We start from the raw sequence: 25346 nt of genomic DNA on the forward strand, positions 1-25346 counted from the left end.
GGGAACTGCCAGGCATCAATTAAGAAGAACCCCGTACCGTAAGGTACGGGGTTTTTTGCTTTGTGCGCCGGAAAATACCGGGTGGCGGCACCGCCTGACCGTGCCTACAATTGTTAAAACGATTTTAACAATGGTGCCGCTTTGACACGTCCCTTTAATTACCAACAAGATTTTGCCAACATTAATTTCCGTGACCATGCAGAGCTGTATCAGGTGGGGCGGGGAGAGCAGGGTGTGCTCATGGTGGAACCTTACAAAAGCGAGATCCTTCCGCACTGGCGATACAAAGATGCTGAAGTTGCAGCGCGATCGGCAAAAGAAATTTACGCCCTGTTTGAAGAATATCGTCAGCAAAACGACTTTGTGGGTATGGATATGGCGCGTAAATTCATTCAGATGGGCTATACGCGCGCCAGGCGATACGCCAATCATAAAGGCGGTAAAAAGTACGATGAGAAGCGCCAGGTCAAACCGCCGGATTGCGATCCCGTAAAAGCCGAAGCCGCCGCGGTCTTCAAAAAGTGGTGGGATAAAATTCGTGCAGATGAAGATTATTTGCAGCGAAAAAAGGCGCATCAGCAGAAGTGGGGATAATTACTACGTACGCTAATAATTCGATACCTGATCGAGTTCACAAAACGCAATGAAACATATTAGAAACATTTTATTTACCTAACGATTCGTTTTAAATCCGGTTTTACTGTTTGTGGGCAATGGCCCGCAATGTGAGACAGGGGATTTTAAAATGACAGAAACCGTAGCCAGTGCAGATACGGATAACACCAATTTGGCAGGTAAGGATACCCGTCGTCGGGTTTGGGCAATCGTTGGGGCCTCCTCGGGGAACCTCGTAGAGTGGTTTGACTTTTACGTCTATTCATTCTGTTCACTCTACTTTGCGCATATCTTTTTCCCGTCCGGGAATACCACCACTCAGCTTCTGCAAACCGCAGGCGTTTTTGCCGCCGGGTTCCTGATGCGCCCTATCGGTGGATGGCTGTTCGGCAGGATCGCAGACAGAAAAGGGCGCAAGACCTCCATGCTCATCTCCGTATGCATGATGTGCGTCGGCTCGCTGGTGATTGCCTGCCTGCCCGGATATGACACTATCGGAACATGGGCACCCGCGTTGCTGCTGCTGGCACGTCTGTTCCAGGGGCTGTCGGTCGGTGGGGAATACGGCACCAGTGCGACATACATGAGCGAAGTGGCGGTTGAAGGCCGAAAGGGTTTCTATGCATCATTCCAGTATGTGACACTCATTGGCGGACAGCTGCTGGCGTTACTGGTTGTGGTGATCCTGCAACAAATCCTTAGCGATGAAGATTTGCACGCCTGGGGCTGGCGCATCCCGTTTGCTATGGGCGCTGCCCTGGCGGTTGTCGCCCTGTGGCTACGCCGTCAGCTTGATGAAACCTCTCAACAGGAGGTCAGGGCGCTGAAAGAGGCGGGCTCGATGAAGGGGCTCTGGCGAAACCGCAAAGCATTTTTGATGGTGTTAGGTTTTACCGCCGCGGGCTCGCTAAGTTTCTATACCTTTACCACCTACATGCAAAAATATCTGGTTAACACCACGGGCATGCATGCAAACGTTGCGAGCGTCGTCATGACGGTGGCGTTACTCGTCTTTATGCTTATCCAGCCGATTGTCGGCGCGCTGTCGGACAAAATAGGTCGCCGCACCTCCATGCTGATCTTTGGCGGCATGCTCACCCTGGGTACCGTTCCGCTTTTGACTGCGCTACAGCAGACAACGTCGCCGTATGCCGCTTTCGCGCTGATCATGGTGGCACTCATTATTATCAGTTTTTACACGGCAATCAGCGGCATTTTGAAAGCGGAAATGTTTCCCGCACAGGTAAGGGCGCTGGGTGTTGGCCTCTCTTATGCGGTCGCGAATGCCCTGTTTGGCGGTTCGGCAGAGTATGTCGCGCTATCGCTTAAGTCGTGGGGCAGTGAAACGACCTTCTTCTGGTATGTCACCGTAATGGGAGCGCTGGCGTTTATTGTCTCGCTGATGCTGCATCGCAAAGGAAAAGGTATCCGCCTTTAATAATGTGCCATCTGCCAGACGGCGTAGCCGGTTGTTGCGCCGGCTACGTCCCAGGCGAAATCTTTCCAGCTCCAGCCGCTCCCTGCGGGGCGGCTATCCCATAGTTCTTTTGATGCCCCAAGGCCCACTGAGAACATCAACCCTATCGCCGCGCTACGGTCCCGGCTGTATCCCTGATGCTGCGCATACTCATTACCGGCTGCAGACAGCATAGCGGAAGCGAGGAAGTGTTGTGCTTTGTCCTGACCGGACCAGCTATCATTGGCCATATGACTGCAGCCAGTCAGAAAGAAAGCGCTCAGTAACAGAGGAATACGCATCAACGGGCTCCATAAAAAAGCCCTGCGGGTAACAGGGCCTGGACATTACAGAATTCGGCTGATAAGTCGGTCAATACGGATACGACGCAAGCGGCGAATCAGCTTGCGAACTTTCACCGGATAATCGGCAATGCTCTGCAGCTCGCGGTAATGATTAACCACCGTGGTGTGCGTGCGAATCAACTCCAGTTCACGCTCACGCTGTGCGGCTAACTCATGCTGCGGGTCATGGATCAGGATCGCGTTTTCCAGATCCAGTCTCCACGCGCGCGGGTTCAGGTTATTACCGGTCAGCAGCATCCACTCATCGTCGACCCACATACCTTTCAGATGGTAACTGTTGTCTTCATCTTTCCACAGACGCACAACCAGCTGGTCAGTGTTTACGTAATACTGTAAACGGCTCAGGAAGCGGCGCAGGTTAATTTCATAAAGATAAGGCAGCGCACCGATGATTTTGAACGGCTGATCTTCAGGTATGAAGAAGTCGTTCGCCGTTTTATCCCCAACGATAATTTCCACTTTTTTACCATCGCGCAGCAGCTGAATGATATTACGCACCAGCACGGCAGGAAGGTTAAAGTACGGCGTACAGATGGTGAGCTTTTGCTCCGCGCACGGCATCAGATGGAAGATCGTTTTATTCAGCAGGCTTGATTTGCCAAGCCCAACCAGCGGGGTAACGGATAACTCTTCGTTGTTAGCGTCGCCCTGAAAATGGTAAACAGCATCGCGCAGCTCCTGGCGGAAGGCGCGAACATCGTTTTTAATTTCCGGGCTCTTAGGGCGCTCGGGATCGTCAAGGCGATTAACGCCACGGCCATGTACCAGGTTTTTATCAACCCAGTTAAACATGATATCGGCCATCTGAGGATTACGGATCAGATGGTAGCGGTCATAGCGATATTTATCGAGCTGATGAAGGTAGACATCATTGAGGCTTGCGCCGCTGTAAAGCACGCTGTCATCGATGATGAACCCTTTAAAATGAAGGACGCCGAGCGCTTCGCGGGTATTCACCGGGACGCCATAAACAGGTACATCGACGCCAGGATTTTCCTGCGCCGTGCGGCAATACCAGTCTGCATTGGTGTTTGAAGCGGCCGCGCCAATACGGCCACGCTGGGCGCGATGCCAGTCAACCAGCACGCGAACATCCAGCTCCGGACGCTGACGCTTGGCTTCATAGAGCGCGTTCAGGATCGCGCGCCCGCCTTCATCTTGTTCAAGATACAGGGCCACAATGCAAATGCGTCGCGTGGCACTGGCAATCTTTTCCAGAAGCGTCTCCCGAAAATGAGCGGGAGCGTAAAAGAACTCTACATCATCAACTGACTGAGAAATCTTCGGTAGTTGAGCAAGGTGTTGTTGATGTTTATTACGCTTAAATTTTGACAACATCACAGTGCGTTTCTTCTCTGTTCATTGAAGGGTTGTCTGTACCATGCAAACAACATAAGCGGACAATGATACCACCAGTCCCGTCCAAAGTGGGTAACATTTCCAGTAGCTTACTCGGGTTTGTCTGCCGGTGTCAGGCCGAGGGATAAGGCGACAATACCTTCGTCCAGCTGAATATCAACGTCAAATCCGAGTTTTCGCGCCAGGGTCACCATACCGCGATTGTTCGGCATAGTAATGCCATTCAGGCGTAACAATCCGTGATCTCGCGTATAACTGATGAGTTTTTCCAGCAGTCGTCTGCCCAGACCCAGGCCTTTAAGATCGGAGCGCACCAGCACAGCAAATTCCGCGTCAATGTTATCCGGGTCAGAAATTGCGCGCGTCACGCCGAGGATCTCATCGCCCCGTTCGGAACGTCGAACGGCGACAAACGCCATCTCTCGATCGTAGTCGATCTGGGTCATATTGGCTAAATCATCGTGGGTAAATTCGTTGATTTCGCTAAAGTAGCGATAATAGAGATCTTCTTTCGTAACCTGAGAAATAAAGGCACGCAGCTGCGGTTCATCTTCCGGCAGAATAGGGCGGAACAGGGCGCGTTCCCCATTCTTCATCTCGACCCACTCCTCCAGCTGCAGAGGATACGGACGGATCGCCAGGCGGCTCTCTCTGTCCCCTTCAAATGGCGCGATATCCAGCGTTACGTCCAGCGCCGTAAACTCAGTGCCGGAGGCGAGCAGCGGATGGATATCCAGCCGCTGGATCTCCGCACAATCTACAACCAGGTTAGACACCTGCACCAGGAACTGACTCAACCCGGCAATATCGAGCGGACGCAGGGCGCTGCGGCCACGGATCTTTTTGCTTTTAATCGCCTGAATGATCAGATAGCGCGCCAGATTCATGTTCAGCGGCGGTAGCGCCACCGCGGCCTGTTCCTCTGGACGCCACTCAACGCCGCCTTCCCCCAACATAATGAGCGGGCCGAAGACAGGATCGTGTTCAACCACCACCCGCAGTTCCTGGGCGCCCGCGCGGTGAGCCATGCTTTGCACCAGCAGTCCGTGGATCCGGGCCTGCGGCCAGGCCATTTTGACGCGATCGAAAATGGCATCGGCTGCCTGCTGCACCTCCGTTGCCGTACGCAGGTACAACATGACCCCCTGAACGTCAGACTTATGCGGGATATCGGGGGAACGAAGCTTAAGGGCGACCGGGTAGCCAATCTGTTCGGCTATATGTACGGCCTCAGCGCTGTCGCTGGCGATCCAGGTTGGCAGAGTTTGCATCCCGTAGCTGCCCAGTATGGGCTGCACTTCATGCGTATCAAGCGAGGTCGCGCCTTCTTCAATGGCCTGCTGTAACAGCCGATGAACGTCGACGGTGTTCGCCGTCAGGTTTCCGGGCAAAGCCGGTGTCTCACGCAGCTGTTTCTGGTTGCGGCGATATTCCACCATATGCATAAATGCCGTGATGGTGCCTTCCGGCGTGCGGTAGGTTGGCAGTCCGGCTTCACTGAACAAGCGTCGCGCCTCCTGAGAGGAAAACTCACCGCACCAATTGGTCAGCAGGGTGACATATTTGCCGCGCGGATGATTTCGTATCGCCTCAATCAGCGCCCGCGCGCTTTCACTGCCCGGCGCGGCCGCGCTGGGGGAGTGGATAATCATCAGCGCATCGAAATCCTGGCTGTCCAGCAATATGGAGATTGCCCTGATATAGCGATCGCTGCTGGCATCATCGCGCAAATCAAGCGGATTGCCGGGCGTCACGCTTGCCGGAAGCGCCTCTCTGAGGCGTTGCAGCGTCTCTTCACCCAGCGTGGCCAGCTTGCCGTTACGCAGCCAAAGCTCATCCAGCGCCAGCGCGGCAGGGGCCGCGCCATTGCTGACAATCATTAACTTCTCGCCGCGCAGCGGACGCATGTGGCTCAACGTCTCGACGGCGGAAAAAAGCTCGTGTGTATCCTGCACCCGCAGCAACCCCGCGCGCTGAATGGCAGCATCCCAGGCCGGATCCATACCGGAATGAGACTGCAGCAGACGCTGCGCCGCAGGGCTGCGACCGCTTTTGATAACGAGGATCGGTTTATTGCGCGATGCGCTACGCGAAGCGGAAACAAAACGACGGGCGTCGCTCAGGTGCTCAAGATAAAGGAGGATTGCGCTGGTTTTGCTGTCTCGCGCCAGGAAATCCAGCAGTTCGTCAACGTCAATATCCAGGCTGTCGCCCAGAGCAATGAAGTAGGAGAATCCCATTTCACGCTGCTGCGCCCAGTCAAGGATGGTGTTTGAGACCGCAGCCGACTGCGAGATAAACGCCAGCTTACCTTTACGGATCGGCACCGGGGAGAAGCTGGCGTTCAGCCCCTGCCAGGGCGCGAGCAGACCCAGGCTGTTCGGCCCGAGAATGCGCATCTGATATCGGCTGGCGCAGGCCAGCAGTTCGGGCTGCTGTTCAGGCGGAGACGAGAGAATAATGCTGGTTTTACACCCTTTCTTACCGAGTGACTCCAGCAGTTCCGGATTGCGTTTGGCGTTTGTACACAGAACGGCGAGATCCGGTACGAAAGGCAGGCTCTCCACGTCCGGCCAGGCAAGCACGCCCTGAACGGCCTTATAAGACGGCGTGACGGGCATAACGGGACCGTTAAATCCTCCGGCCAGAAGGTTGCGCATCATCAGATAGCCTGCACGATCCGGTTTCATTGATGCGCCGATGACGGCAATGGATTTAGGACGGAGTAGCGCTTCTAACCCTCTCTGGCTCATGCAGGCCTCCTGTGAATGCAAGCGACCTGATGATTTTAAACGCTTTCTGTCTCCGTTGCTGTGATGCTGCCCTTATGAACGGTTTTTCCCGCCAGATAGCGCTCCCGGAAGCATGAGAAATGGTTGCCCAGGGTGCCAGCTGCAGCGGTATCTCCTGCTAAATCCAGTAGCGCAATGGCGACTTCGGCAGTGCAGTATTGCCCGTCAGCATGCGCTTCGCGCAGGCGGTAGGCCGAGACGCGGGAAAGATCGACAGAAATAACCGGCAGAGCGTCGAGGTAAGGGCTTTTGCGAAACATTTTCCGCGCTTCGGTCCAGGTACCGTCCAGCATAATAAACAGCGGTGGTTTGCCTGATGGCGGCGCGGTAAGGACCTGACGCTGTTCTCCCGCATAAGATGCCGGGAAAACCACCATCGGCTGGTAGTCCGGGCTTGCCACCAGGTCGAGCAGAGCCTGAGGTGGCTCAGTGCGCGACCACTGAAACGCGGCGGTATCCGGCAGAATATCGGCAATAAGACGCCCCGTATTACTGGGCTTCATCGGCTCGGTATCGAACATGACCAGACAAAAGCGGCTCTCCGCAGTACTTGGGGCCAGCGTCTCGCACAGACACACCTTCAGCGGCAGCAGGCAGCGCTGACAGCGACGTATGCGATTGCCACGAGCAAGAAAGGGGCGAGTCGCGCGCGCAAGGCGTTCGGCGCGTAATTTAAGGACAGCGTTATCAGTCATGGGCGAAATGGAGGAAAAACCCTATTTTCGCAGAGGCGGGAACGGGGCACAAGGTGTGCCCCGGGAATGTTACAGCGATTCGTTTAACCAGCTATCAAAAGGTGCTTTTGGAACCGCACCGTTGAGCATATCGATCACTTCACCATTTTTGAAAATCATGATGGTCGGGATACTGCGAATACGAAAACGTGCGCTTAACTCGCGTTCGGCCTCGGTATTAACCTTAACGAACCGCATTTTTCCGCTGCGCTCTTCGGCCACATCTTCGAAGATTGGCGCGAAGCTGCGGCACGGACCGCACCATGGCGCCCAGAAATCGACCACCACCGGGAGATCGTCCTTGAGGAGTTTGTCCAGCGTAGCACCCGTCGCGTTAATGACATCGCCATCAAACAATTCATGGCCACAACGTCCGCATTTCGCACCGTCATCCATCCGATCGTCCGGAATGCGGTTTAAAGCCTGACAGTTGGCACATACGGTATTCATAACTAACCTCTGATAGAGCCGTGGGACAGCGGCAGAACGCCGATAATGTTTCTGATATGTTACATATTATCAGTGAGCCTGTATGAAACGACAATGCGTTTTATTCAATGGGAACAATAGTCACAGGCTTTTGTACGAAATTATGGCTATGCGCTGGCACATCGGGTAATCTGCGCGCTTCGCGCAGCGCTGGTGGAGAAAAGCATGAACGACGAAATGAAAAACAAAAGCGGCAAGGTCAAAGTGATGTATGTCCGCAGTGATGATGACTCTGATAAACGCACCCAAAATCCGCGTACCGGAAAAGGTGGCGGGCGTCCAGCGTCCTCTCGTGCAGACGGTGGCCGTCGCCCCGCCCGCGATGACAGAAATAACCGCGGTGATGACCGCAAACGTGATGACCGCAAGCGTGACGATCGCAAGCGCGATGACCGTCCGCGTGATGACTTCTCACGTGATAACGCCTCTCCGTGGCGCACCGTTTCTCGCGCCCCTGGCGATGAGACGCCGGAAAAAGCCGATCACGGCGGTATCAGCGGTAAAAGCTTTATCGACCCGGAAGTGCTGCGTCGTCAGCGCGCGGAAGAGACCCGTGTATATGGCGAGAACGCCTGCCAGGCGCTGTTCCAGAGCCGTCCTGAGTGTATTGTCCGCGCCTGGTTTATCCAGAGCGTGACCCCGCGCTTTAAAGAAGCGCTGCGCTGGATGGCCGCGAACCGCAAAGCCTACCACGTGGTTGATGATGCTGAACTGACAAAAGCGTCCGGTACCGAGCACCACGGCGGCGTCTGCTTCCTGATTAAAAAACGTAACGGCACGACAGTTCAGCAGTGGGTCAGCCAGGCAGATGCCGATGACTGCGTGCTGGCGCTGGAAGACGTGGGCAACCCGCACAACCTGGGCGCAATGATGCGCAGCTGCGCGCATTTTGGCGTGAAGGGCGTGCTGCTGCAGGATGCCGCGCTGCTGGAATCCGGCGCCGCGATCCGTACTGCGGAAGGCGGAGCCGAGCACGTACAGCCGATCACCGGCGACAGCGTTCTGGATGCCCTCGAGCAGTTCCGTAAAGCGGGCTATTCCATCGTGACCACATCCAGCCATGCCGGTACGCCGCTGTTTAAAGCGACGCTGCCGCGCAAGATGGTGCTGGTGTTGGGTCAGGAACGCGATGGTCTGTCTGATGCGGCGCTCTCCAGTTCGGATCTGAGCGTCTCCATCGACGGGACGGGCAATGTGGAAAGTCTGAACGTATCCGTTGCGACCGGCGTGCTGCTGGCCGAGTGGTGGCGTCAGAATAAGGCATAAGCCTCTTATGTGCCGGGCCTGACCCGGCACATTCAAACCCTACTCGCTCTCTGCCGGTAACACAGGCATCCAGTCAATTGGCGTTTCGCCACGTTTTTCCAGCCATTCATTTGCCAGAACAAAATGATTACTGCCAAAGAAACCGCGATGGGCAGAAAGCGGTGACGGGTGCGGTGCCTTCAACACGTGATGACGCTGACGATCGATAATTGCCCCTTTCTTCTGCGCGTGAGAACCCCAGAGTAAAAACACGACCCCTTCACGATGCTCGTTGATAAGGCTGATAACTTTATCGGTAAAGGTTTCCCACCCAAGGCTGGCATGCGAGTGCGCCTGGCCCGCCCGTACGGTGAGCACAGTGTTCAATAACAGCACGCCCTGGCGCGCCCAGCTTTCCAGATAACCGTGGTTGGGGCGGGTAAACCCGGGCACGGTTCCCTCAAGCTCTTTATACATGTTGAGCAGAGAAGGGGGGATCGCCACGCCTGGGCGTACGGAAAATGCCAGCCCGTGCGCCTGTCCAGGGCCGTGATAGGGATCCTGGCCCAGAATGACGACTTTCACATCGCTCAACTCGGTATAGCGAAACGCGTTGAATACATCTTTTTGCGGCGGATAAATCGTTTGCCCGGACTGACGCTCAGCGGCAACGGTACTGAGCGTATTGATAAAATAAGGCTGCTGCTTTTCTTCTGCCAGCACGTCATGCCAGGCTAAAGGTGTCGTCATGTCGCTCTCCTGCGAATCTCAATCTGTCACTAGCTTACCTGTTTAACGCTTGTGAGCAAAATTACGCGCTGAAATGCGTGCTAAGTCGTTAAATTTATTTTGAAATGATGCAGGTTAAGTTGAGTTGGTAGAGGTGTGAAATTGATCTAAAGCAATAAATTCAAACCACACACTTTATGTGGTTGGTGTTTTTGTTGATTTAAATCAATAAATCGCCGTGGTGTGAATGATATATATACACACAAGAAACAATGGTTTTACCAATTGGCCGCGTAAGGCCAGCATCAGTTAATGTAGCCTAAGGGAGGCAACACATGATTACAGGTATCCAGATTACCAAAGCGGCAAATGACGATCTGCTCAACTCTTTCTGGCTGCTGGACAGCGAGAAAAATGAAGCGCGCTGTGTGGTTGCGAAAGCGGGTTTTGCTGAAGATGAAATCGTACCGGTGAATAAACTGGGCGAAATCGAATACCGTGAAATCCCAATGGAAGTGCAGCCGGAAGTGCGCGTTGAAGGGGGTCAGCACCTGAACGTTAACGTGCTGCGCCGCGAAACGCTGATGGATGCCGTTGAGCACCCGGAAAAATACCCACAGCTGACTATCCGCGTGTCTGGTTATGCGGTTCGCTTTAACTCACTGACTCCAGAACAGCAGCGCGACGTTATCGCCCGTACCTTTACTGAAAGCCTGTAAGGCTTCAGCCACGGGGGTGGAACAAAAAAGCCGGAGATTACCCCGGCTTTTTCTTACTCTTCAGTCTTCGTTTCCTGCGCGACAGCGCTTGGCTTACGACGCTTACCAATGTTTTTGGTATCGCGGTGGCGCTGCTTCACGCGCGGCTTCTCTTTTTCTTTCTCTTTTCTCTCAGCACGTTTCGCGAGCGCTTTCTTGGACGGTTTACCCGTCATTTTTTCACTCGGCGCACGTGTGGTTGGGCGCAAGCCATCAATAACGCGCGCTTTCAGCGGCTCGTCAACATAGCGGCCAATTTTCTGCAGCAGCAGGTAGTCATGCGCTTCAACCAGTGAAATTGCAATCCCTTTGCGGCCCGCGCGACCGGTACGGCCAATGCGGTGCAGGTAGGTATCTCCGCTGCGCGGCATATCGAAGTTAATGACGTGGCTCACGTCAGGGATGTCGATCCCGCGGGCGGCAACGTCTGTTGCGACCAGCACGTTAACGCGGCCATCGGTCAGGCGCTTAATGCCTTCGGTACGCTTGATCTGCGCCATCTCACCTTCAAGATAGCAGTTGTTGATCCCGGCGTTGCGCAGCATTTCAGCCAGCTCGTGCACGCGCTCGCGCTTACGCACAAACACGATAGTGCGGGTGGCGTCTTCCTGCTTCAGCAGGTGCTTGAGCAGCTCAACCTTATGCTCAAGGTTGTCCGCACGGTAATACCACTGGTGGATCTTTTTACGCTCTCGCGTGGATGGCGTCGCAGAGACTTCCACCGGATCTTCCAGCAGACGCTCTGCGAAGTCTTTAATCGCATCCCCTTCAAGGGTGGCAGAAAACAGCATCGTCTGGTTACGCCAGCGCGTTTCACCTGCAATATGCTCGATATCCTGCGCAAAGCCCATGTCCAGCATGCGGTCCGCTTCGTCGAGGATCAGCGTTTCTACCGCGCGGCAGTCGAAGTTCTCTTCTTTAATATACTGCAGCAGGCGGCCCGTCGTCGCGACGACGATGTCCTGGTTTTCGCTGAACACTTCGGCGTGGTTCATATACGCAACGCCGCCGGTGATGGTGGCGATATCCAGATGCGTATTCGCCGCGAGTTCACGCGCGTGATCGGCAACCTGCATGGCCAGCTCGCGCGTAGGCGTCAGGATCAAAATACGCGGCGGGCCAGATTTTTTACGTGGAAAGTCGAGCAGGTGCTGCAACACAGGCAGCAAATAGGCTGCTGTCTTCCCCGTGCCGGTTGGCGCAGAACCGAGCACATCGCGGCCCTCAAGCGCAGGCGGAATGGCCGCTGCCTGAATGGCGGTCGGGCGTGTAAAGCCTTTGCTCTCAAGAGCATCGAGCAGGCTTTCATCGAGTTCAAGTTCGGAAAAAGTCGTTACAGTCATGTTCTACCTCTGTGTGGGGCGCTGATTATAGACGTTACGGCTGTAATCTTCATCTGTTTGTATGGATATCGCTTTGCGGCCACTTCGCTTTCCCCTATGCTACTCCAGTTTCACTTAGAAGGTTGCCCTGACATGTCTCAACTCAAAGCGCAGCTGCGCCGCGATGGTTTTACGTTTAAACAATTTTTTGTCGCTCACGATCGCTGTGCCATGAAAGTCGGTACAGACGGCATTTTACTGGGAGCATGGGCACCTGTCGCAGGTGTTAAGCGTATTCTTGATATCGGTACCGGCAGCGGGCTGGTGGCCTTGATGCTGGCGCAGCGTACTGAAGAGCATGTCACCATTGATGCCGTTGAGCTGGATGCGCAGGCCGCAGGGCAGGCGGGTGAAAACGCGGCCGAGTCCCCCTGGGCTGACCGGATAACCGTTACGTGCGCGGACGTGCTGGCCTGGGCGCCAGAGCAGACGGCGCGTTACGATCTGATTGTCAGCAACCCCCCTTACTACGAGCCCGGCGTGGAGTGTGGTACACCGGAGCGTGAACAGGCGCGCTATACCGGTTCACTCGATCACAAAGCGCTGCTCGTCAACGCGGCTGAACTTATCTCAGAAGAGGGCTTTTTCTGCGTGGTGCTGCCAGAAAGTACGGGCAACACGTTTATCGCTACCGCGCAGGAGATAGGCTGGACGTTACGTTTGCGAACCGACATTTCTGATACGGAAGGCCGATTGCCGCACCGCGTGCTGCTGGCGCTTTCGCCAAAAGAGGGGGAGTGTTTTAATGACCGTATGGTGATCCGTGGGCCAGACCAGAGTTATTCCGAAGATTACACGGCTCTGACCCAGGCGTTTTATTTGTTTATGTAAACCTGCGGGGCGAGTATCGACGGGCCGGACTCAGCAAGCGGATCCGGGTAGTCGAGTGTGTAGTGCAAACCGCGGCTCTCTTTACGCATCATCGCGCAGCGAACAATCAGCTCGGCAACCTGCACCAGATTGCGCAGCTCCAGCAGATTATTGGAGACGCGGAAATGGGCATAATATTCATCAATTTCCTGCTGCAGCATCGTAATGCGGCGCAACGCGCGTTCCAGACGTTTCGTGGTGCGCACAATCCCAACGTAGTCCCACATAAACAGCCGTAGCTCGTGCCAGTTGTGCTGGATCACTACCAGCTCGTCCGGGTTCTCCACGCGGCTTTCATCCCAGGCCGGTAAACGCTCTGTTTCACGGGCGTAAGGCATGCGCTTCGTGATGTCCTCCGCCGCTGACCAGCCGTACACCAGACATTCAAGCAGCGAGTTAGACGCCATACGGTTCGCGCCGTGTAGCCCGGTATAGCTGACCTCACCAATAGCATACAGACCGTCTACATCAGTGCGTCCGTGATCGTCAACCATCACGCCGCCGCAGGTATAGTGGGCGGCTGGCACAATGGGCACCAGATCGCGTGTTAAATCAATGCCAAGATTGAGCAGCTTTTCGTAAATCATCGGGAAGTGCTGGCGAATGAATTCTGCCGGCTTATGGCTGATATCGAGATACATGCAGTCCACGCCAAGGCGCTTCATTTCGTGGTCGATGGCGCGGGCAACAATATCACGCGGCGCCAGTTCACCGCGGGCGTCAAAGTCCGGCATAAAGCGGGTACCGTCAGGGCGTTTTAGATAAGCCCCTTCGCCGCGCAGGGCTTCCGTCAGCAGGAAATTTCGCGCCTGAGGGTGGAACAGGGCGGTGGGGTGAAACTGATTAAATTCGAGATTCGCCACGCGGCAGCCGGCGCGCCAGGCCATAGCGATACCGTCCCCGGAAGCGATATCCGGATTCGTGGTGTACTGATACACCTTAGAGGCGCCACCTGTAGCCAACACCACAGCCTTCGCCTGACAGGTTTCCACCTTCTCTTTATTACGGTTCCAGACCCACGCTCCCACCACGCGACGCGTGCCGGGCAGGCCTATCTTGTCGGAAATGATCAGATCAACCGCGTTGCTCCGCTCAAGGACCCGGATGTTAGGATGGTTCAGCGCTTTGCTGACCAGAGTGGTTTCCACTTCTTTTCCGGTAGCATCCGCGGCGTGCAGGATGCGGCGGTGGCTATGGCCGCCTTCACGCGTTAAGTGGTAGCTCTCTTCACCGTTGGGCTGAACCTGAGTATCGAATAAAACACCCTGATCGATAAGCCACTGAACGCAATGGCGGGCATTGCTGGCGACAAACTCTGCCGCGTGTGCATCCACGATCCCGGCCCCGGCAATCAGCGTATCTTCCACATGTGACGCAATGCTGTCGGTCTCGTCAAATACCGCGGCAATGCCGCCCTGAGCATAAAATGTGGAGCCTTCACTTATCGGGCCTTTGCTCAGAACGATAACGTTCTGATGTTCAGCCAGACGCAGCGCCAGAGAGAGACCGGCAGCGCCGCTGCCGATGATCAGTACATCACAATGAAGTTCAGGTGTTGTGTTCATGATTGTTGTTTAATTTACTAAACAGTGTTGGGGCAGAATAGCACCTGAATGCGAGATATCGCACGTTTTTTTTAAGGGAAGTTGCAATGACTAAACGCGCAGGCAGGGGTAAACGAAGGGTAAATAAATGAAATTATTTTGCGAAGCAGATCGTTAGCGTCAGATTTTGTGGTGAAATAAAGCCTGTGTTGCGTTACTCTTCTGGCGGGAAAAAGATGTTTCTTGTCAGAAAGTGGTGCGTATCGTGAACAGACTTATAATGAGAGAAAATGAACGGTCTGCGGCGCGATGAACAAAAACAAAGGCGTTACGGAACTTATTGAAGATCAGACACTCTAAGCTGGTGCTTGCTCAAAGTGCGGTAGTTATAGAGTGGCGTTTCGATAACGCGTGGAATTTAGGTTTGGGGAGACATTACCTCGGATGAGCGAGCAGTTAACGGACCAGGTCCTGGTTGAACGGGTCCAGAAGGGAGATCAGAAAGCCTTTAACCTACTGGTGGTGCGCTACCAGCATAAGGTGGCGAGTCTGGTTTCCCGCTATGTACCGTCAGGTGATGTACCTGATGTGGTGCAAGAGTCTTTTATTAAGGCCTATCGCGCGCTGGAATCTTTCCGGGGAGATAGTGCTTTTTATACCTGGCTGTACCGTATTGCTGTCAATACGGCAAAGAATTACCTGGTTGCTCAGGGCCGTCGTCCGCCGTCCAGTGATGTAGACGCTATCGACGCCGAAAACTTCGAAAGTGGCGGTGCGCTGAAAGAAATTTCGAACCCTGAGAACTTAATGTTGTCAGAAGAACTGAGACAAATTGTTTTTCGCACGATCGAGTCACTCCCGGAAGATTTACGCATGGCAATTACGTTACGGGAGCTTGATGGTCTGAGCTATGAAGAGATAGCCGCTATCATGGATTGTCCGGTCGGCACGGTTCGTTCACGAATTTTCCGTGCGCGAGAAGCTATTGATAATAAAGTTCAACCGCTTATCAGGCGTTGACGATAGCGGGATACTGGAAAAGGTATTAGGCATGCAGAAAGAAAAACTTTCCGCTTTAATGGATGGTGAGACGCTGGATAGTGAGCTGCTCAACGAGCTGTCTCATTCTCCCGAAATGCAAGAGACCTGGGAGAGTTACCATCTCATCCGTGACACGCTGCGCGGTGATACCGGAGAGGTTCTCCATTTCGATATCTCAGCCCGCGTGATGGCGGCCATCGAGAATGAGCCTGTTCATCAGACCACTCCGCTGATTCCTGAAGCGCAACCCGCACCGCACCAGTGGCAGAAAATGCCGTTCTGGCAAAAAGTGCGTCCGTGGGCCAGCCAGCTCACCCAAATGGGGGTGGCTGCATGCGTATCGCTTGCAGTTATCGTTGGCGTCCAGCACTATAATACTCAGTCTGAAACTAATCAGCAGCCAGAAGCGCCAGTGTTTAACACACTGCCGATGATGGGCAAAGCCAGCCCGGTAAGTCTGGGCGTACCGGCTGATGCCTCCGCCAGCGGCGGTCAGCAACAGCAGGTTCAGGAGCAGCGCCGTCGCATTAATGCGATGTTGCAGGATTATGAGTTGCAGCGTCGTCTGCACTCTGAACAGCTTCAGTTTGAGCAGGCCCAAACTCAGCAAGCTGCTGTGCAGGTGCCCGGAAACCAAACTTTAGGAACGCAATCGCAGTAATGAAGCAACTTTGGTTCGCCATGTCTCTGATGGCGGGTAGCCTGTTCTTCTCTGCTAACGCCTCGGCTGATGTTTCATCCGGGGCGTTGTTGCAGCAAATGAATCTGGCCAGCCAGTCACTCAATTACGAGTTGGCATTTATCAGCATCAACAAGCAGGGCGTCGAGTCGTTACGCTATCGCCATGCCCGTCTTGATAACCAGCCGCTCGCCCAGCTTTTACAGATGGATGGCCCGCGTCGGGAAGTTGTCCAGCGTGGCAACGAAATCAGCTATTTCGAGCCCGGTCTGGAGCCTTTCACCCTGAATGGCGACTATATCGTTGATTCTCTACCGTCGCTTATCTATACCGACTTCAAACGACTTGCCCCTTACTATGATTTTATTTCGGTAGGGCGTACCCGTATTGCAGACAGGCTGTGTGAAGTGATCCGCGTGGTTGCGCGCGATGGCACGCGCTACAGCTATATCGTCTGGATTGATGCGGAAACCAAGCTGCCGATGCGCGTGGACCTGCTCGACCGCGACGGCGAGACGCTTGAACAGTTCCGCGTCATCTCCTTCAGCGTGAACAATCAGGTTGGCAACAGCATGCAGAATCTGGCGAAGGCCAGCCTGCCGCCGCTGCTTTCTGTTCCTGCAGGGGACTCCGCTAATTTCAACTGGGTTCCTTCCTGGATACCGCAAGGCTTTAGCGAAGTGTCCAGCAGCCGTCGTCAGTTGCCCACCATTGATACGCCGGTTGAATCACGCCTCTATTCCGATGGCTTGTTCAGCTTCTCGGTGAATATCAACCGCGCAACGGCAAACAGCGCTGAACAAATGCTTCGTACCGGGCGTCGTACGGTCAGCACCATGGTTCGCGATAACGCAGAAATCACGATTGTGGGGGAATTACCTCCGCAGACGGCGAAGCGCATTTCAGACAGCATTAAATTCAGGGCCGCACAATGATTAAAGAGTGGGCGACCGTCGTCTCGTGGCAGAATGGTATTGCGCTGGTCAGCTGTGATGTTAAAGCCTCATGCAATAGCTGCGCATCCCGAGCCGGTTGTGGCAGTCGCGTGCTGAATAAGTTAGGGCCACAGACATCGCATACAATCTCCGTGCCGAGCGAACAGCCGCTGGTGGCGGGTCAGAAGGTGGAACTGGGCATTACGGAAGGCAGTCTGCTGAGTTCCGCGATGCTGGTCTATCTCTCCCCGCTGGTGGGGCTGTTTGTCATGGGCGGCCTTTTTCAGATGCTGTTTGGTACCGACGTGGCCGCCATGTGCGGCGCAGCTTTGGGTGGCGTAGGGGGATTCTGGCTTGCCAAAGGCATCTCACCGAAGCTCGCCGCGCGCGATGAGTGGCAGCCCGTTATTCTGAGCGTTGCGCTGGCGCCTGACCAACTTCGCGTCGAGACGCTCTCTTCTGAGGCCCGGTGATCCACCGGGCTTTATCATTATTTACATCTCAAAAAAGAAAACGCCATTTCTTCGCGCTATGCTTGGCTCTAAGTGCATTTCCAGGTTGCGGGTATGTAGTGTAGAATGCTGCGTTTTCGCACTGAAAAACGTCAGGCTAAGAACAGCGGCCTCCAGGAATTCGTAAGGCATAATTATTTAACTATATGAAGAACATACGTAACTTTTCGATCATTGCTCACATTGACCACGGTAAGTCGACGCTGTCTGACCGTATTATCCAGATTTGCGGTGGCCTGTCTGATCGTGAAATGGCAGCCCAGGTACTGGACTCCATGGACCTGGAACGCGAACGCGGTATCACCATCAAAGCGCAGAGCGTGACGCTCGACTATAAAGCTTCTGATGGCGAAACCTATCAACTGAACTTTATCGACACCCCAGGCCACGTTGACTTCTCCTATGAAGTATCACGCTCGCTGGCGGCCTGTGAAGGTGCGCTGCTGGTGGTCGATGCCGGGCAGGGCGTTGAAGCCCAGACCCTGGCGAACTGCTACACCGCGATGGAAATGGATCTCGAGGTTGTGCCGGTTCTGAACAAAATCGACCTGCCCGCCGCCGATCCTGAGCGCGTGGCGGAAGAGATTGAAGACATTGTCGGCATTGACGCGACCGACGCCGTACGCTGCTCCGCGAAAACCGGTGTGGGTGTGACCGACGTGCTGGAACGCCTGGTACGTGATATTCCGGCCCCGGAAGGCGACCCGGATGGTCCATTGCAGGCGCTGATCATCGACTCATGGTTCGATAACTACCTGGGCGTGGTCTCTTTGGTGCGTATCAAAAACGGCACCATGCGTAAAGGTGACAAAATCAAGGTCATGAGTACCGGACAGGTCTACAACGCAGACCGTCTGGGTATCTTCACGCCAAAACAGGTTGACCGTACCGAGCTGAAATGCGGCGAGGTAGGCTGGCTGGTCTGCGCGATTAAAGACATCCTCGGCGCGCCAGTGGGCGATACCCTGACCGGCGCGCGTAACCCGGCAGACAAAGCGCTGCCAGGCTTCAAAAAGGTGAAACCGCAGGTTTACGCAGGTCTGTTCCCGGTCAGCTCTGACGACTACGAAAACTTCCGCGATGCGCTCGGCAAGCTGAGCCTGAACGATGCCTCCCTGTTCTATGAGCCAGAAAGTTCAACGGCGCTGGGCTTCGGCTTCCGCTGCGGCTTCCTCGGCCTGCTGCACATGGAGATCATTCAGGAGCGTCTGGAGCGTGAATACGATCTGGATCTGATCACCACTGCACCAACGGTAGTCTACGAAGTGGAAACCACCTCGAAAGAAGTGATCTACGTAGACAGCCCATCCAAGCTCCCGCCGCTGAACAACATTCACGAGCTGCGCGAGCCTATTGCAGAATGTCACATGCTGCTGCCGCAGGAGTTCCTGGGGAACGTTATTACGCTCTGTATTGAGAAGCGTGGCGTGCAGACCAACATGGTTTACCACGGTAACCAGGTGGCGCTGACCTATGAAATCCCTATGGCGGAAGTGGTACTCGACTTCTTCGACCGTCTGAAGTCTACCTCCCGTGGCTATGCGTCACTGGATTACAACTTCAAACGTTTCCAGGCCTCCAACATGGTGCGCGTGGATGTGCTGATCAACGGCGAGCGTGTGGATGCGCTGGCGCTGATCACCCACAACGACAATGCGCCGTACCGTGGCCGCGAGCTGGTTGAGAAGATGAAAGATCTGATCCCGCGTCAGCAGTTTGACATTGCGATTCAGGCGGCCATCGGTAACCACATCATTGCCCGCTCAACCGTGAAGCAGCTGCGTAAAAACGTTCTGGCGAAGTGCTATGGCGGTGACGTCAGCCGTAAGAAAAAGCTGCTGCAGAAGCAGAAAGAAGGTAAGAAGCGTATGAAGCAGGTCGGTAACGTTGAGCTGCCGCAGGAAGCATTCCTTGCCATTCTTCATGTCGGTAAAGACGGCAAATAACCTTTAAGGAGTTGGCATGGCGAACATGTTTGCCCTGATCCTGGTCATCGCTACGCTGGTGACAGGCCTGCTGTGGTGTCTGGATAAGTTTATCTTCGCCCCAAAACGCCGTGAACGTCAGGCTGCCGCGCAGGTAGCGACTGGCGATGCGCTTGACGCGAAAACCCTGAAGAAAGTTGGCCCGAAACCGGGCTGGCTGGAAACGGGCGCGTCGGTGTTCCCGGTGCTGGCTATTGTGCTGGTGGTACGTTCGTTTATTTATGAGCCGTTCCAGATCCCATCGGGATCAATGATGCCAACGCTGCTGATCGGTGATTTTATTCTGGTTGAGAAGTTTGCCTACGGCATTAAAGATCCGATTTACCAGAAAACGCTGATCGAAACGGGGCATCCGAAACGTGGCGACATCGTGGTGTTTAAATATCCGGACGATCCGCGTCTGGATTACATTAAGCGCGCGGTGGGTCTGCCGGGGGATAAAGTGACCTACGATCCGGTTGCGAAGGAAGTCACCGTTCAGCCGGGCTGCAGCTCCGGTACCGCGTGTGAAAACGCGCTGCCAATCACCTACTCAAACGTTGAGCCAAGTGATTTCGTGCAGACTTTCGCCCGTCGTAACGGCGGTGAAGCGACCAGCGGGTTCTTCCAGGTGCCAAAAGGTGAAACCAAAGAGAACGGCATTCGTCTGGTTGAGCGCAAAGAGACGCTGGGCGATGTCACTCACCGCATTCTGACCGTGCCAATCGCGCAGGACCAAGTGGGGATGTATTACAAACAGCCGGGTCAGCAGCTGGCCAGCTGGATCGTACCGCCGGGACACTACTTCATGATGGGCGATAACCGCGATAACTCCGCGGACAGCCGTTACTGGGGCTTTGTGCCGGAAGCGAATCTGGTGGGTAAAGCAACCGCGATCTGGATGAGTTTTGAGAAGCAGGAAGGCGAGTGGCCGACCGGCGTGCGCCTGAATCGTATTGGCGGAATCCATTAATTCTCAGGAAAAGAACACGTAGCCGCGTTATTTCGCGGCTACGTGAATTATTTCCTCGATAAACCTCTTTGAACTAACGACATCCCCTGTCGTTGTGTATAGAATATTCCCCCGAAGTTTAAGGTTGGCCCTGCAAGGGTGCCACGGCACACGAAACCGCGTTGGTTTTCTCAGGTCGGTTTCGTGTGCTGCATTTTTGACGCATTCATTTATTGGTATCGCATGAACCCCATCGTAATTAATCGGCTTCAACGGAAGCTGGGCTACACTTTTCATCATCAGGAGTTGTTGCAACAGGCATTAACCCATCGCAGTGCCAGCAGCAAACATAATGAGCGTCTCGAGTTTCTGGGTGACTCTATTTTAAGTTTCGTGATTGCGAATGCGCTTTATCATCGTTTCCCGCGCGTGGACGAAGGTGATATGAGCCGCATGCGCGCCACGCTGGTGCGCGGCAACACCCTCGCTGAAATCGCGCGCGAATTTGAACTGGGCGAATGTCTGCGTCTTGGGCCGGGTGAACTGAAAAGCGGCGGCTTCCGTCGTGAATCTATTCTTGCCGATACGGTCGAAGCATTAATTGGTGGCGTGTTCCTGGACAGCGATATCCAGACCGTAGAAAAGCTGATCCTTAACTGGTATCAGACCCGTCTGGACGAAATTAGCCCGGGCGATAAACAAAAAGATCCGAAAACGCGCCTGCAGGAATATTTGCAGGGCCGTCATCTGCCGCTGCCATCCTATCTGGTGGTGCAGGTGCGTGGCGAAGCGCACGATCAGGAATTTACCATCCATTGCCAGGTCAGTGGCCTGAGTGAACCGGTGGTGGGCACAGGTTCGAGCCGCCGTAAGGCTGAACAGGCTGCCGCCGAACAGGCGTTAAAAATGCTGGAGCTGGAATGAGCGAAGAAAAAACCTATTGCGGATTTATTGCCATCGTCGGACGTCCGAACGTCGGCAAATCCACCCTGCTGAATAATCTGCTTGGGCAGAAGATTTCCATCACCTCGCGTAAGGCGCAGACCACGCGTCACCGCATTGTCGGCATCCATACTGAAGGCGCGTATCAGGCAATCTACGTCGATACACCTGGCCTGCACATGGAAGAGAAGCGTGCCATTAACCGTCTGATGAACAAGGCGGCGAGCAGCTCCATCGGCGACGTAGAACTGGTGATTTTCGTTGTGGAAGGCACCCGCTGGACGCCGGACGACGAAATGGTACTGAACAAGCTGCGTGACGGCAAAACGCCGGTGATCCTCGCGGTCAACAAAGTTGACAACGTGCAGGAAAAAGCTGACCTGCTGCCGCACCTGCAGTGGCTGGGCAGCCAGATGAACTTCCTCGATATCGTTCCGCTGTCTGCTGAGACCGGCCTGAACGTCGATACCATCGCGGGCATCGTACGTAAGCACTTGCCAGAAGCGGTTCACCACTTCCCGGAAGACTACATCACCGATCGCTCTCAGCGCTTTATGGCGTCTGAAATCATCCGTGAAAAGCTGATGCGTTTCCTGGGCGCCGAGCTGCCGTACTCTGTGACGGTGGAGATCGAGCGTTTCCAGAGCAACGAGCGCGGTGGCTACGACATTAACGGCCTGATCCTCGTCGAGCGTGAAGGGCAGAAGAAGATGGTGATCGGCAACAAAGGCGCCAAGATCAAAACCATCGGTATCGAAGCCCGTAAGGACATGCAGGAGATGTTCGAAGCGCCGGTTCATCTGGAACTGTGGGTGAAGGTGAAATCTGGCTGGGCCGATGATGAGCGTGCTCTGCGCAGCCTCGGTTACGGCGAAGATCAGTAACTCAAGACGACGAGTATAATGGAAGGTTGGCAGCGCGCCTTCGTTCTCCATAGTCGTCCCTGGAGCGAAACCAGCCTGATGCTGGACGTCTTCACGGAAGAGTCGGGCCGCGTGCGCCTTGTTGCGAAAGGCGCACGTTCCAAACGTTCTAATCTGAAGGGTGCCCTACAGCCTTTTACGCCGCTGCTGGTTCGCTTTGGCGGGCGAGGGGAAGTCAAAACCTTGCGCAGCGCTGAAGCCGTCTCTCTGGCGCTTCCCCTTTCTGGCATCACGCTCTACAGCGGTTTGTATGTCAACGAGCTCATCTCCCGCGTCCTTGAACATGAGACTCGCTTCTCGGAACTTTTCTTCGATTATCTGCACTGTATCCAGGCACTGGCGGGTGCGACCGGCACGCCCGAACCCGCCCTGCGTCGTTTCGAACTGGCGCTGCTGGGCCACCTCGGGTACGGCGTGGATTTTCTGCACTGCGCAGGCAGCGGTGATGAGGTGGAAGACACCATGACCTACCGCTACCGCGAAGAAAAAGGTTTTATTGCCAGCGTCGTCGTTGATAACAGTACTTTTACCGGACGCCAGCTCAGAGCGCTTTATGAACGCGAGTTTCCGGACGCCGACACCCTGCGCGCAGCAAAACGCTTTACCCGGATTGCCCTCAAGCCGTATCTTGGCGGCAAGCCCTTAAAGAGCCGCGAATTATTCAGGCAGTTTATGCCCAAACGTTAGACCACAGCATCAGAAAGAAAACCGAGGATTGTCATGGCTGAATTACTGTTAGGCGTCAACATCGACCACATCGCCACCCTGCGCAACGCGCGCGGCACGGCGTATCCCGATCCGGTTCAGGCGGCGTTTATCGCTGAACAGGCTGGTGCCGACGGCATTACCGTTCACCTGCGTGAAGACCGCCGCCACATTACCGACCGCGACGTGCGCATTCTTCGTCAGACGCTGGACACCCGTATGAATCTGGAGATGGCGGTCACCGAAGAGATGCTGACCATTGCCTGCGAGACCAAACCGCACTTCTGCTGCCTGGTGCCGGAAAAACGCCAGGAAGTGACCACCGAAGGTGGACTGGACGTGGCGGGGCAGCAGGACAAAATGCGCGATGCCTGCAAGCGCCTGGCGGATGCCGGTATCCTGGTTTCTCTGTTTATCGACGCCGATTTCGTGCAGATTAAAGCGGCAGCCGACGTGGGCGCGCCGTATATCGAAATTCACACCGGCTGCTATGCCGATGCTAAAAACGATGCCGAGCAGGCCAAAGAGCTGGAGCGTATCGCCAAAGCGGCCACCTACGCCGCGAGCCTGGGACTGAAGGTTAATGCTGGTCACGGCCTGACCTACCACAACGTGAAGGCCATTGCCGCCCTGCCGGAAATGCACGAGCTGAACATCGGCCACGCCATTATTGGCCGCGCGGTGATGAGCGGCCTGAAAGAGGCGGTTTCAGAGATGAAACGCCTGATGCTGGAAGCGCGTCAGTAATGGCCATTCTGGGCTTAGGCACCGATATCGTCGAAATAGCCCGCATTGAAGCGGTGATCGCCCGGAGCGGCGATCGCCTCGCAAGGCGCGTGCTGAGCGATAACGAATGGGCCATCTGGGAGGCGCACCAGCAGCCGGTGCGTTTTCTGGCAAAGCGCTTTGCGGTAAAAGAGGCGGCAGCCAAGGCCTTCGGGACCGGCATTCGTAACGGCCTGGCATTTAACCAGTTCGAAGTTTTTAATGATGAGCTGGGCAAACCGAGCCTGCGTCTGTGGGGTGAAGCGCAAAAGCTGGCGGAGAAGCTGGGGGTGAATCATATGCACGTGACGATCGCAGATGAACGCCACTATGCCAGCGCGACGGTGATTATCGAAAGCTAAATTTTGTCCGCGTGGTGCATCAGGACAAATTTATCCCACAGCTGCTCTTCGCTCTCGACGTGTGTCGGATCCTTCAGAATAGTGTTGGGGATCGGGCACACCTTCTGGCAGGTCGGCGTCTCATAGTGGCCGACGCATTCCGTGCAGCGGTCGCTGTTAATCTCGTAAATGCTGTCGCCCATCGAAATCGCCTGGTTCGGGCATTCGGGTTCGCACATATCGCAATTGATGCATTTTTTGGTAATTAACAGCGCCATCAGGAAATTCTCAGAAACAACACAAACTGGGCGGGCATTATACGCGTCAAACCAGTTTCTTTACCAGTTCTTCGCTGTGACGAATGCGCTCAGGCGCGCGCTCCAGATCCTGCTGTACCAGCGCCATAAACAGCAGGTCCGTCAGCATCATTTGTGCGCTGGTGGACGAAATTGCCGCGCTGCGCGTGGCCTGCTCTTCGGCAATGGTATATAAACAGCGCGTTGCCCGCTGCTGCAGCGCATTAGGCGTAAAGCCGGTGATCGCCAGAATTTTGCCGCCGACGCGCAGGGCTTCGTCGGTCGCCATGTTGATCTCGCGGCGCTCGCCGGAGTAGGAGATGGCCAGCAGCATATCGTCAGGATCCATCGCCTGCACGGTCGCCAGCAGGGCGTGCATATCCTGCTCGACGATGGCGTTAAAACCGATTTTAGTCAGCTTCCAGCCAAAATTACGCGCCACCAGACCGGACGCGCCAATACCGGTCAAAATAATACGCCGCGCCGCCCGCAGCATCGCCACGCTTTCCAGTAATTTCTCTTCGGTATTCACGTCCAGCGTGGCGTGCATGGCCGCCACGTTCTCCTTGATCAGCTTTTCCCCAACCAGACGCATCGGGTCATCGCCGCGGATCTGGTTATGCACCGGCATGGACTGCGGATTCGGGTTACTCACCAGCGCTTCGCTGATTGCCAGCTTAAGAGCGGGAAAACCCTTAAACCCGATCTTCTGGGCAAATTTCACCACGCTTGACTGGCTCACTCCAGCTTCGCTTGCCAGCTGCTGTGAGCTGAGGTGGCGGGCGCGATCGGGCTGAGAAAGCAGAAAATCCGCCAGCTTTTTGTCGCTTTGAGCAAAGCCGGCGTAGCGCTGGCGAATGCGAATTAAACAGTTCATAAGTACTCCCGGCGGAAATGTGATTGTCTGCGCAAAAACGAATTCTGCTCGCCTGAATGAATTTTATATTCCATTA

General features: G+C 54.9%; 27 protein-coding genes. 17 read left to right on the forward strand and 10 right to left on the reverse strand.

What is annotated here, in order from left to right; translation table 11 throughout:
* Window positions 1-141 precede the first annotated feature (141 nt).
* Window positions 142-594 (forward strand): DUF4385 domain-containing protein, encoded by a 453-nt coding sequence (locus IM295_RS04045; RefSeq protein WP_193066265.1) that lies wholly within the window; start codon window positions 142-144, stop codon window positions 592-594.
* A gap of 151 nt (window positions 595-745) precedes the next feature.
* A complete protein-coding gene (locus IM295_RS04050; RefSeq protein ID WP_041908648.1) occupies window positions 746-2053 on the forward strand; it encodes an MFS transporter in 1308 nt (435 codons plus the stop codon).
* Here the strand turns inward: IM295_RS04050 and IM295_RS04055 are convergent.
* From IM295_RS04055 to trxC, 5 genes are all read right to left on the reverse strand, one after another.
* The gene (locus tag IM295_RS04055; protein WP_045260160.1) at window positions 2050-2373 is read right to left on the reverse strand and encodes a YfiM family lipoprotein; all 324 of its coding nucleotides are present in this window, start codon (window positions 2371-2373) and stop codon (window positions 2050-2052) included. The genes IM295_RS04050 and IM295_RS04055 overlap by 4 nt on opposite strands.
* A gap of 45 nt (window positions 2374-2418) precedes the next feature.
* Window positions 2419-3774, reverse strand: coding sequence for a CDP-diacylglycerol--serine O-phosphatidyltransferase (gene pssA, locus IM295_RS04060; protein WP_023331103.1), 1356 nt, complete (start codon window positions 3772-3774; stop codon window positions 2419-2421).
* A gap of 110 nt (window positions 3775-3884) precedes the next feature.
* Window positions 3885-6548, reverse strand: coding sequence for a protein lysine acetyltransferase (pat, locus tag IM295_RS04065; protein ID WP_193066266.1), 2664 nt, complete (start codon window positions 6546-6548; stop codon window positions 3885-3887).
* A gap of 35 nt (window positions 6549-6583) precedes the next feature.
* Window positions 6584-7282, reverse strand: a complete 699-nt coding sequence (gene tapT / locus IM295_RS04070; protein WP_193066267.1) for a tRNA-uridine aminocarboxypropyltransferase — start codon at window positions 7280-7282, stop codon at window positions 6584-6586.
* Between the two features lie 69 nt (window positions 7283-7351).
* Complete coding sequence (trxC, locus tag IM295_RS04075) at window positions 7352-7771, reverse strand: thioredoxin TrxC (RefSeq protein WP_028014108.1); 420 nt, start codon at window positions 7769-7771, stop codon at window positions 7352-7354.
* A gap of 204 nt (window positions 7772-7975) precedes the next feature.
* Between trxC and IM295_RS04080 the strand changes: the two genes are divergently transcribed.
* Entirely contained in the window at window positions 7976-9076 is a 1101-nt protein-coding gene (locus IM295_RS04080) for a tRNA/rRNA methyltransferase (RefSeq protein ID WP_041908658.1), read from the forward strand.
* Window positions 9077-9115: 39 nt separating this feature from the next.
* Here IM295_RS04080 and ung read toward each other — a convergent pair whose 3' ends face one another.
* On the reverse strand, window positions 9116-9805 hold the full coding sequence (gene ung / locus IM295_RS04085; protein ID WP_193066268.1) for a uracil-DNA glycosylase: 690 nt from the start codon (window positions 9803-9805) through the stop codon (window positions 9116-9118).
* 314 nt (window positions 9806-10119) lie between these two features.
* Here ung and grcA point away from each other — a divergent pair, with 314 nt between their 5' ends.
* Complete coding sequence (grcA, locus tag IM295_RS04090; protein WP_006176733.1) at window positions 10120-10503, forward strand: autonomous glycyl radical cofactor GrcA; 384 nt, start codon at window positions 10120-10122, stop codon at window positions 10501-10503.
* Between the two features lie 53 nt (window positions 10504-10556).
* On the opposite strand, the gene srmB is transcribed toward grcA, so the two are convergent.
* Entirely contained in the window at window positions 10557-11885 is a 1329-nt protein-coding gene (gene srmB, locus IM295_RS04095; protein WP_193066269.1) for an ATP-dependent RNA helicase SrmB, read from the reverse strand.
* 132 nt (window positions 11886-12017) lie between these two features.
* Here srmB and IM295_RS04100 point away from each other — a divergent pair, with 132 nt between their 5' ends.
* A complete protein-coding gene (locus IM295_RS04100) occupies window positions 12018-12755 on the forward strand; it encodes a tRNA1(Val) (adenine(37)-N6)-methyltransferase (protein ID WP_193066270.1) in 738 nt (245 codons plus the stop codon).
* Here IM295_RS04100 and nadB read toward each other — a convergent pair.
* Window positions 12740-14359 carry an L-aspartate oxidase gene (nadB, locus tag IM295_RS04105; protein ID WP_193066271.1) on the reverse strand — a complete coding sequence of 540 codons (1620 nt, stop codon included), beginning with the start codon at window positions 14357-14359 and terminating at the stop codon, window positions 12740-12742. The genes IM295_RS04100 and nadB overlap by 16 nt on opposite strands.
* A 343-nt stretch (window positions 14360-14702) precedes the next feature.
* Here nadB and rseD point away from each other — a divergent pair, with 343 nt between their 5' ends.
* The 12 genes from rseD (at window position 14703) to acpS (ending at window position 24118) form a co-directional block, all read left to right on the forward strand.
* Window positions 14703-14786, forward strand: a complete 84-nt coding sequence (gene rseD / locus IM295_RS23270) for a rpoE leader peptide RseD (protein WP_231940818.1) — start codon at window positions 14703-14705, stop codon at window positions 14784-14786.
* On the forward strand, window positions 14783-15358 hold the full coding sequence (gene rpoE / locus IM295_RS04115; RefSeq protein WP_028014102.1) for an RNA polymerase sigma factor RpoE: 576 nt from the start codon (window positions 14783-14785) through the stop codon (window positions 15356-15358). Before rseD ends, rpoE begins: the two co-directional genes overlap by 4 nt.
* 31 nt (window positions 15359-15389) lie before the next feature.
* The gene (rseA, locus tag IM295_RS04120; RefSeq protein ID WP_014832926.1) at window positions 15390-16040 is read left to right on the forward strand and encodes an anti-sigma-E factor RseA; all 651 of its coding nucleotides are present in this window, start codon (window positions 15390-15392) and stop codon (window positions 16038-16040) included.
* Entirely contained in the window at window positions 16040-16993 is a 954-nt protein-coding gene (gene rseB / locus IM295_RS04125) for a sigma-E factor regulatory protein RseB (RefSeq protein WP_048999422.1), read from the forward strand. Before rseA ends, rseB begins: the two co-directional genes overlap by 1 nt.
* Window positions 16990-17466 (forward strand): SoxR-reducing system protein RseC, encoded by a 477-nt coding sequence (rseC, locus tag IM295_RS04130; protein ID WP_045260167.1) that lies wholly within the window; start codon window positions 16990-16992, stop codon window positions 17464-17466. The genes rseB and rseC overlap by 4 nt, the downstream gene beginning before the upstream one ends.
* A 185-nt stretch (window positions 17467-17651) precedes the next feature.
* A complete protein-coding gene (gene lepA / locus IM295_RS04135; RefSeq protein ID WP_028014099.1) occupies window positions 17652-19451 on the forward strand; it encodes a translation elongation factor 4 in 1800 nt (599 codons plus the stop codon).
* 16 nt (window positions 19452-19467) lie between these two features.
* Entirely contained in the window at window positions 19468-20442 is a 975-nt protein-coding gene (gene lepB, locus IM295_RS04140; RefSeq protein ID WP_028014098.1) for a signal peptidase I, read from the forward strand.
* A gap of 222 nt (window positions 20443-20664) precedes the next feature.
* Window positions 20665-21345 (forward strand): ribonuclease III, encoded by a 681-nt coding sequence (gene rnc, locus IM295_RS04145; RefSeq protein WP_003860711.1) that lies wholly within the window; start codon window positions 20665-20667, stop codon window positions 21343-21345.
* Window positions 21342-22247, forward strand: coding sequence for a GTPase Era (gene era / locus IM295_RS04150; RefSeq protein WP_193066272.1), 906 nt, complete (start codon window positions 21342-21344; stop codon window positions 22245-22247). Before rnc ends, era begins: the two co-directional genes overlap by 4 nt.
* 18 nt (window positions 22248-22265) lie before the next feature.
* On the forward strand, window positions 22266-22973 hold the full coding sequence (gene recO, locus IM295_RS04155; RefSeq protein ID WP_028014096.1) for a DNA repair protein RecO: 708 nt from the start codon (window positions 22266-22268) through the stop codon (window positions 22971-22973).
* 33 nt (window positions 22974-23006) lie between these two features.
* Window positions 23007-23738, forward strand: a complete 732-nt coding sequence (gene pdxJ, locus IM295_RS04160) for a pyridoxine 5'-phosphate synthase (RefSeq protein WP_063437746.1) — start codon at window positions 23007-23009, stop codon at window positions 23736-23738.
* On the forward strand, window positions 23738-24118 hold the full coding sequence (gene acpS, locus IM295_RS04165) for a holo-ACP synthase (RefSeq protein ID WP_023294331.1): 381 nt from the start codon (window positions 23738-23740) through the stop codon (window positions 24116-24118). Before pdxJ ends, acpS begins: the two co-directional genes overlap by 1 nt.
* Here the strand turns inward: acpS and IM295_RS04170 are convergent.
* The gene (locus IM295_RS04170) at window positions 24115-24375 is read right to left on the reverse strand and encodes a YfhL family 4Fe-4S dicluster ferredoxin (RefSeq protein WP_028014093.1); all 261 of its coding nucleotides are present in this window, start codon (window positions 24373-24375) and stop codon (window positions 24115-24117) included. The two genes, acpS and IM295_RS04170, sit on opposite strands and share 4 nt — an antisense overlap.
* A 46-nt stretch (window positions 24376-24421) precedes the next feature.
* On the reverse strand, window positions 24422-25270 hold the full coding sequence (locus IM295_RS04175) for a MurR/RpiR family transcriptional regulator (protein WP_193066273.1): 849 nt from the start codon (window positions 25268-25270) through the stop codon (window positions 24422-24424).
* Between the last annotated feature and the right edge of the window lie 76 nt (window positions 25271-25346).

Source organism: Enterobacter cloacae complex sp. P14RS (genome assembly GCF_014895895.1).
Lineage (GTDB): Bacteria > Pseudomonadota > Gammaproteobacteria > Enterobacterales > Enterobacteriaceae > Enterobacter > Enterobacter bugandensis.

Coding starts and splice junctions, on each gene's coding strand:
- grcA (WP_006176733.1), top strand. CDS start 10,120: ATGATTACAGGTATCCAGATTACCAAAGCGGCAAATGACGATCTGCTC.
- era (WP_193066272.1), top strand. CDS start 21,342: ATGAGCGAAGAAAAAACCTATTGCGGATTTATTGCCATCGTCGGACGT.
- pdxJ (WP_063437746.1), top strand. CDS start 23,007: ATGGCTGAATTACTGTTAGGCGTCAACATCGACCACATCGCCACCCTG.
- IM295_RS04080 (WP_041908658.1), top strand. CDS start 7,976: ATGAACGACGAAATGAAAAACAAAAGCGGCAAGGTCAAAGTGATGTAT.
- lepB (WP_028014098.1), top strand. CDS start 19,468: ATGGCGAACATGTTTGCCCTGATCCTGGTCATCGCTACGCTGGTGACA.
- rseC (WP_045260167.1), top strand. CDS start 16,990: ATGATTAAAGAGTGGGCGACCGTCGTCTCGTGGCAGAATGGTATTGCG.
- rseA (WP_014832926.1), top strand. CDS start 15,390: ATGCAGAAAGAAAAACTTTCCGCTTTAATGGATGGTGAGACGCTGGAT.
- srmB (WP_193066269.1), bottom strand. CDS start 11,885: ATGACTGTAACGACTTTTTCCGAACTTGAACTCGATGAAAGCCTGCTC.
- IM295_RS04175 (WP_193066273.1), bottom strand. CDS start 25,270: ATGAACTGTTTAATTCGCATTCGCCAGCGCTACGCCGGCTTTGCTCAA.
- rseB (WP_048999422.1), top strand. CDS start 16,040: ATGAAGCAACTTTGGTTCGCCATGTCTCTGATGGCGGGTAGCCTGTTC.
- IM295_RS04050 (WP_041908648.1), top strand. CDS start 746: ATGACAGAAACCGTAGCCAGTGCAGATACGGATAACACCAATTTGGCA.
- pssA (WP_023331103.1), bottom strand. CDS start 3,774: ATGTTGTCAAAATTTAAGCGTAATAAACATCAACAACACCTTGCTCAA.
- recO (WP_028014096.1), top strand. CDS start 22,266: ATGGAAGGTTGGCAGCGCGCCTTCGTTCTCCATAGTCGTCCCTGGAGC.
- IM295_RS04055 (WP_045260160.1), bottom strand. CDS start 2,373: ATGCGTATTCCTCTGTTACTGAGCGCTTTCTTTCTGACTGGCTGCAGT.
- nadB (WP_193066271.1), bottom strand. CDS start 14,359: ATGAACACAACACCTGAACTTCATTGTGATGTACTGATCATCGGCAGC.
- ung (WP_193066268.1), bottom strand. CDS start 9,805: ATGACGACACCTTTAGCCTGGCATGACGTGCTGGCAGAAGAAAAGCAG.
- IM295_RS04170 (WP_028014093.1), bottom strand. CDS start 24,375: ATGGCGCTGTTAATTACCAAAAAATGCATCAATTGCGATATGTGCGAA.
- rnc (WP_003860711.1), top strand. CDS start 20,665: ATGAACCCCATCGTAATTAATCGGCTTCAACGGAAGCTGGGCTACACT.
- IM295_RS04100 (WP_193066270.1), top strand. CDS start 12,018: ATGTCTCAACTCAAAGCGCAGCTGCGCCGCGATGGTTTTACGTTTAAA.
- pat (WP_193066266.1), bottom strand. CDS start 6,548: ATGAGCCAGAGAGGGTTAGAAGCGCTACTCCGTCCTAAATCCATTGCC.
- acpS (WP_023294331.1), top strand. CDS start 23,738: ATGGCCATTCTGGGCTTAGGCACCGATATCGTCGAAATAGCCCGCATT.
- rpoE (WP_028014102.1), top strand. CDS start 14,783: ATGAGCGAGCAGTTAACGGACCAGGTCCTGGTTGAACGGGTCCAGAAG.
- tapT (WP_193066267.1), bottom strand. CDS start 7,282: ATGACTGATAACGCTGTCCTTAAATTACGCGCCGAACGCCTTGCGCGC.
- lepA (WP_028014099.1), top strand. CDS start 17,652: ATGAAGAACATACGTAACTTTTCGATCATTGCTCACATTGACCACGGT.
- trxC (WP_028014108.1), bottom strand. CDS start 7,771: ATGAATACCGTATGTGCCAACTGTCAGGCTTTAAACCGCATTCCGGAC.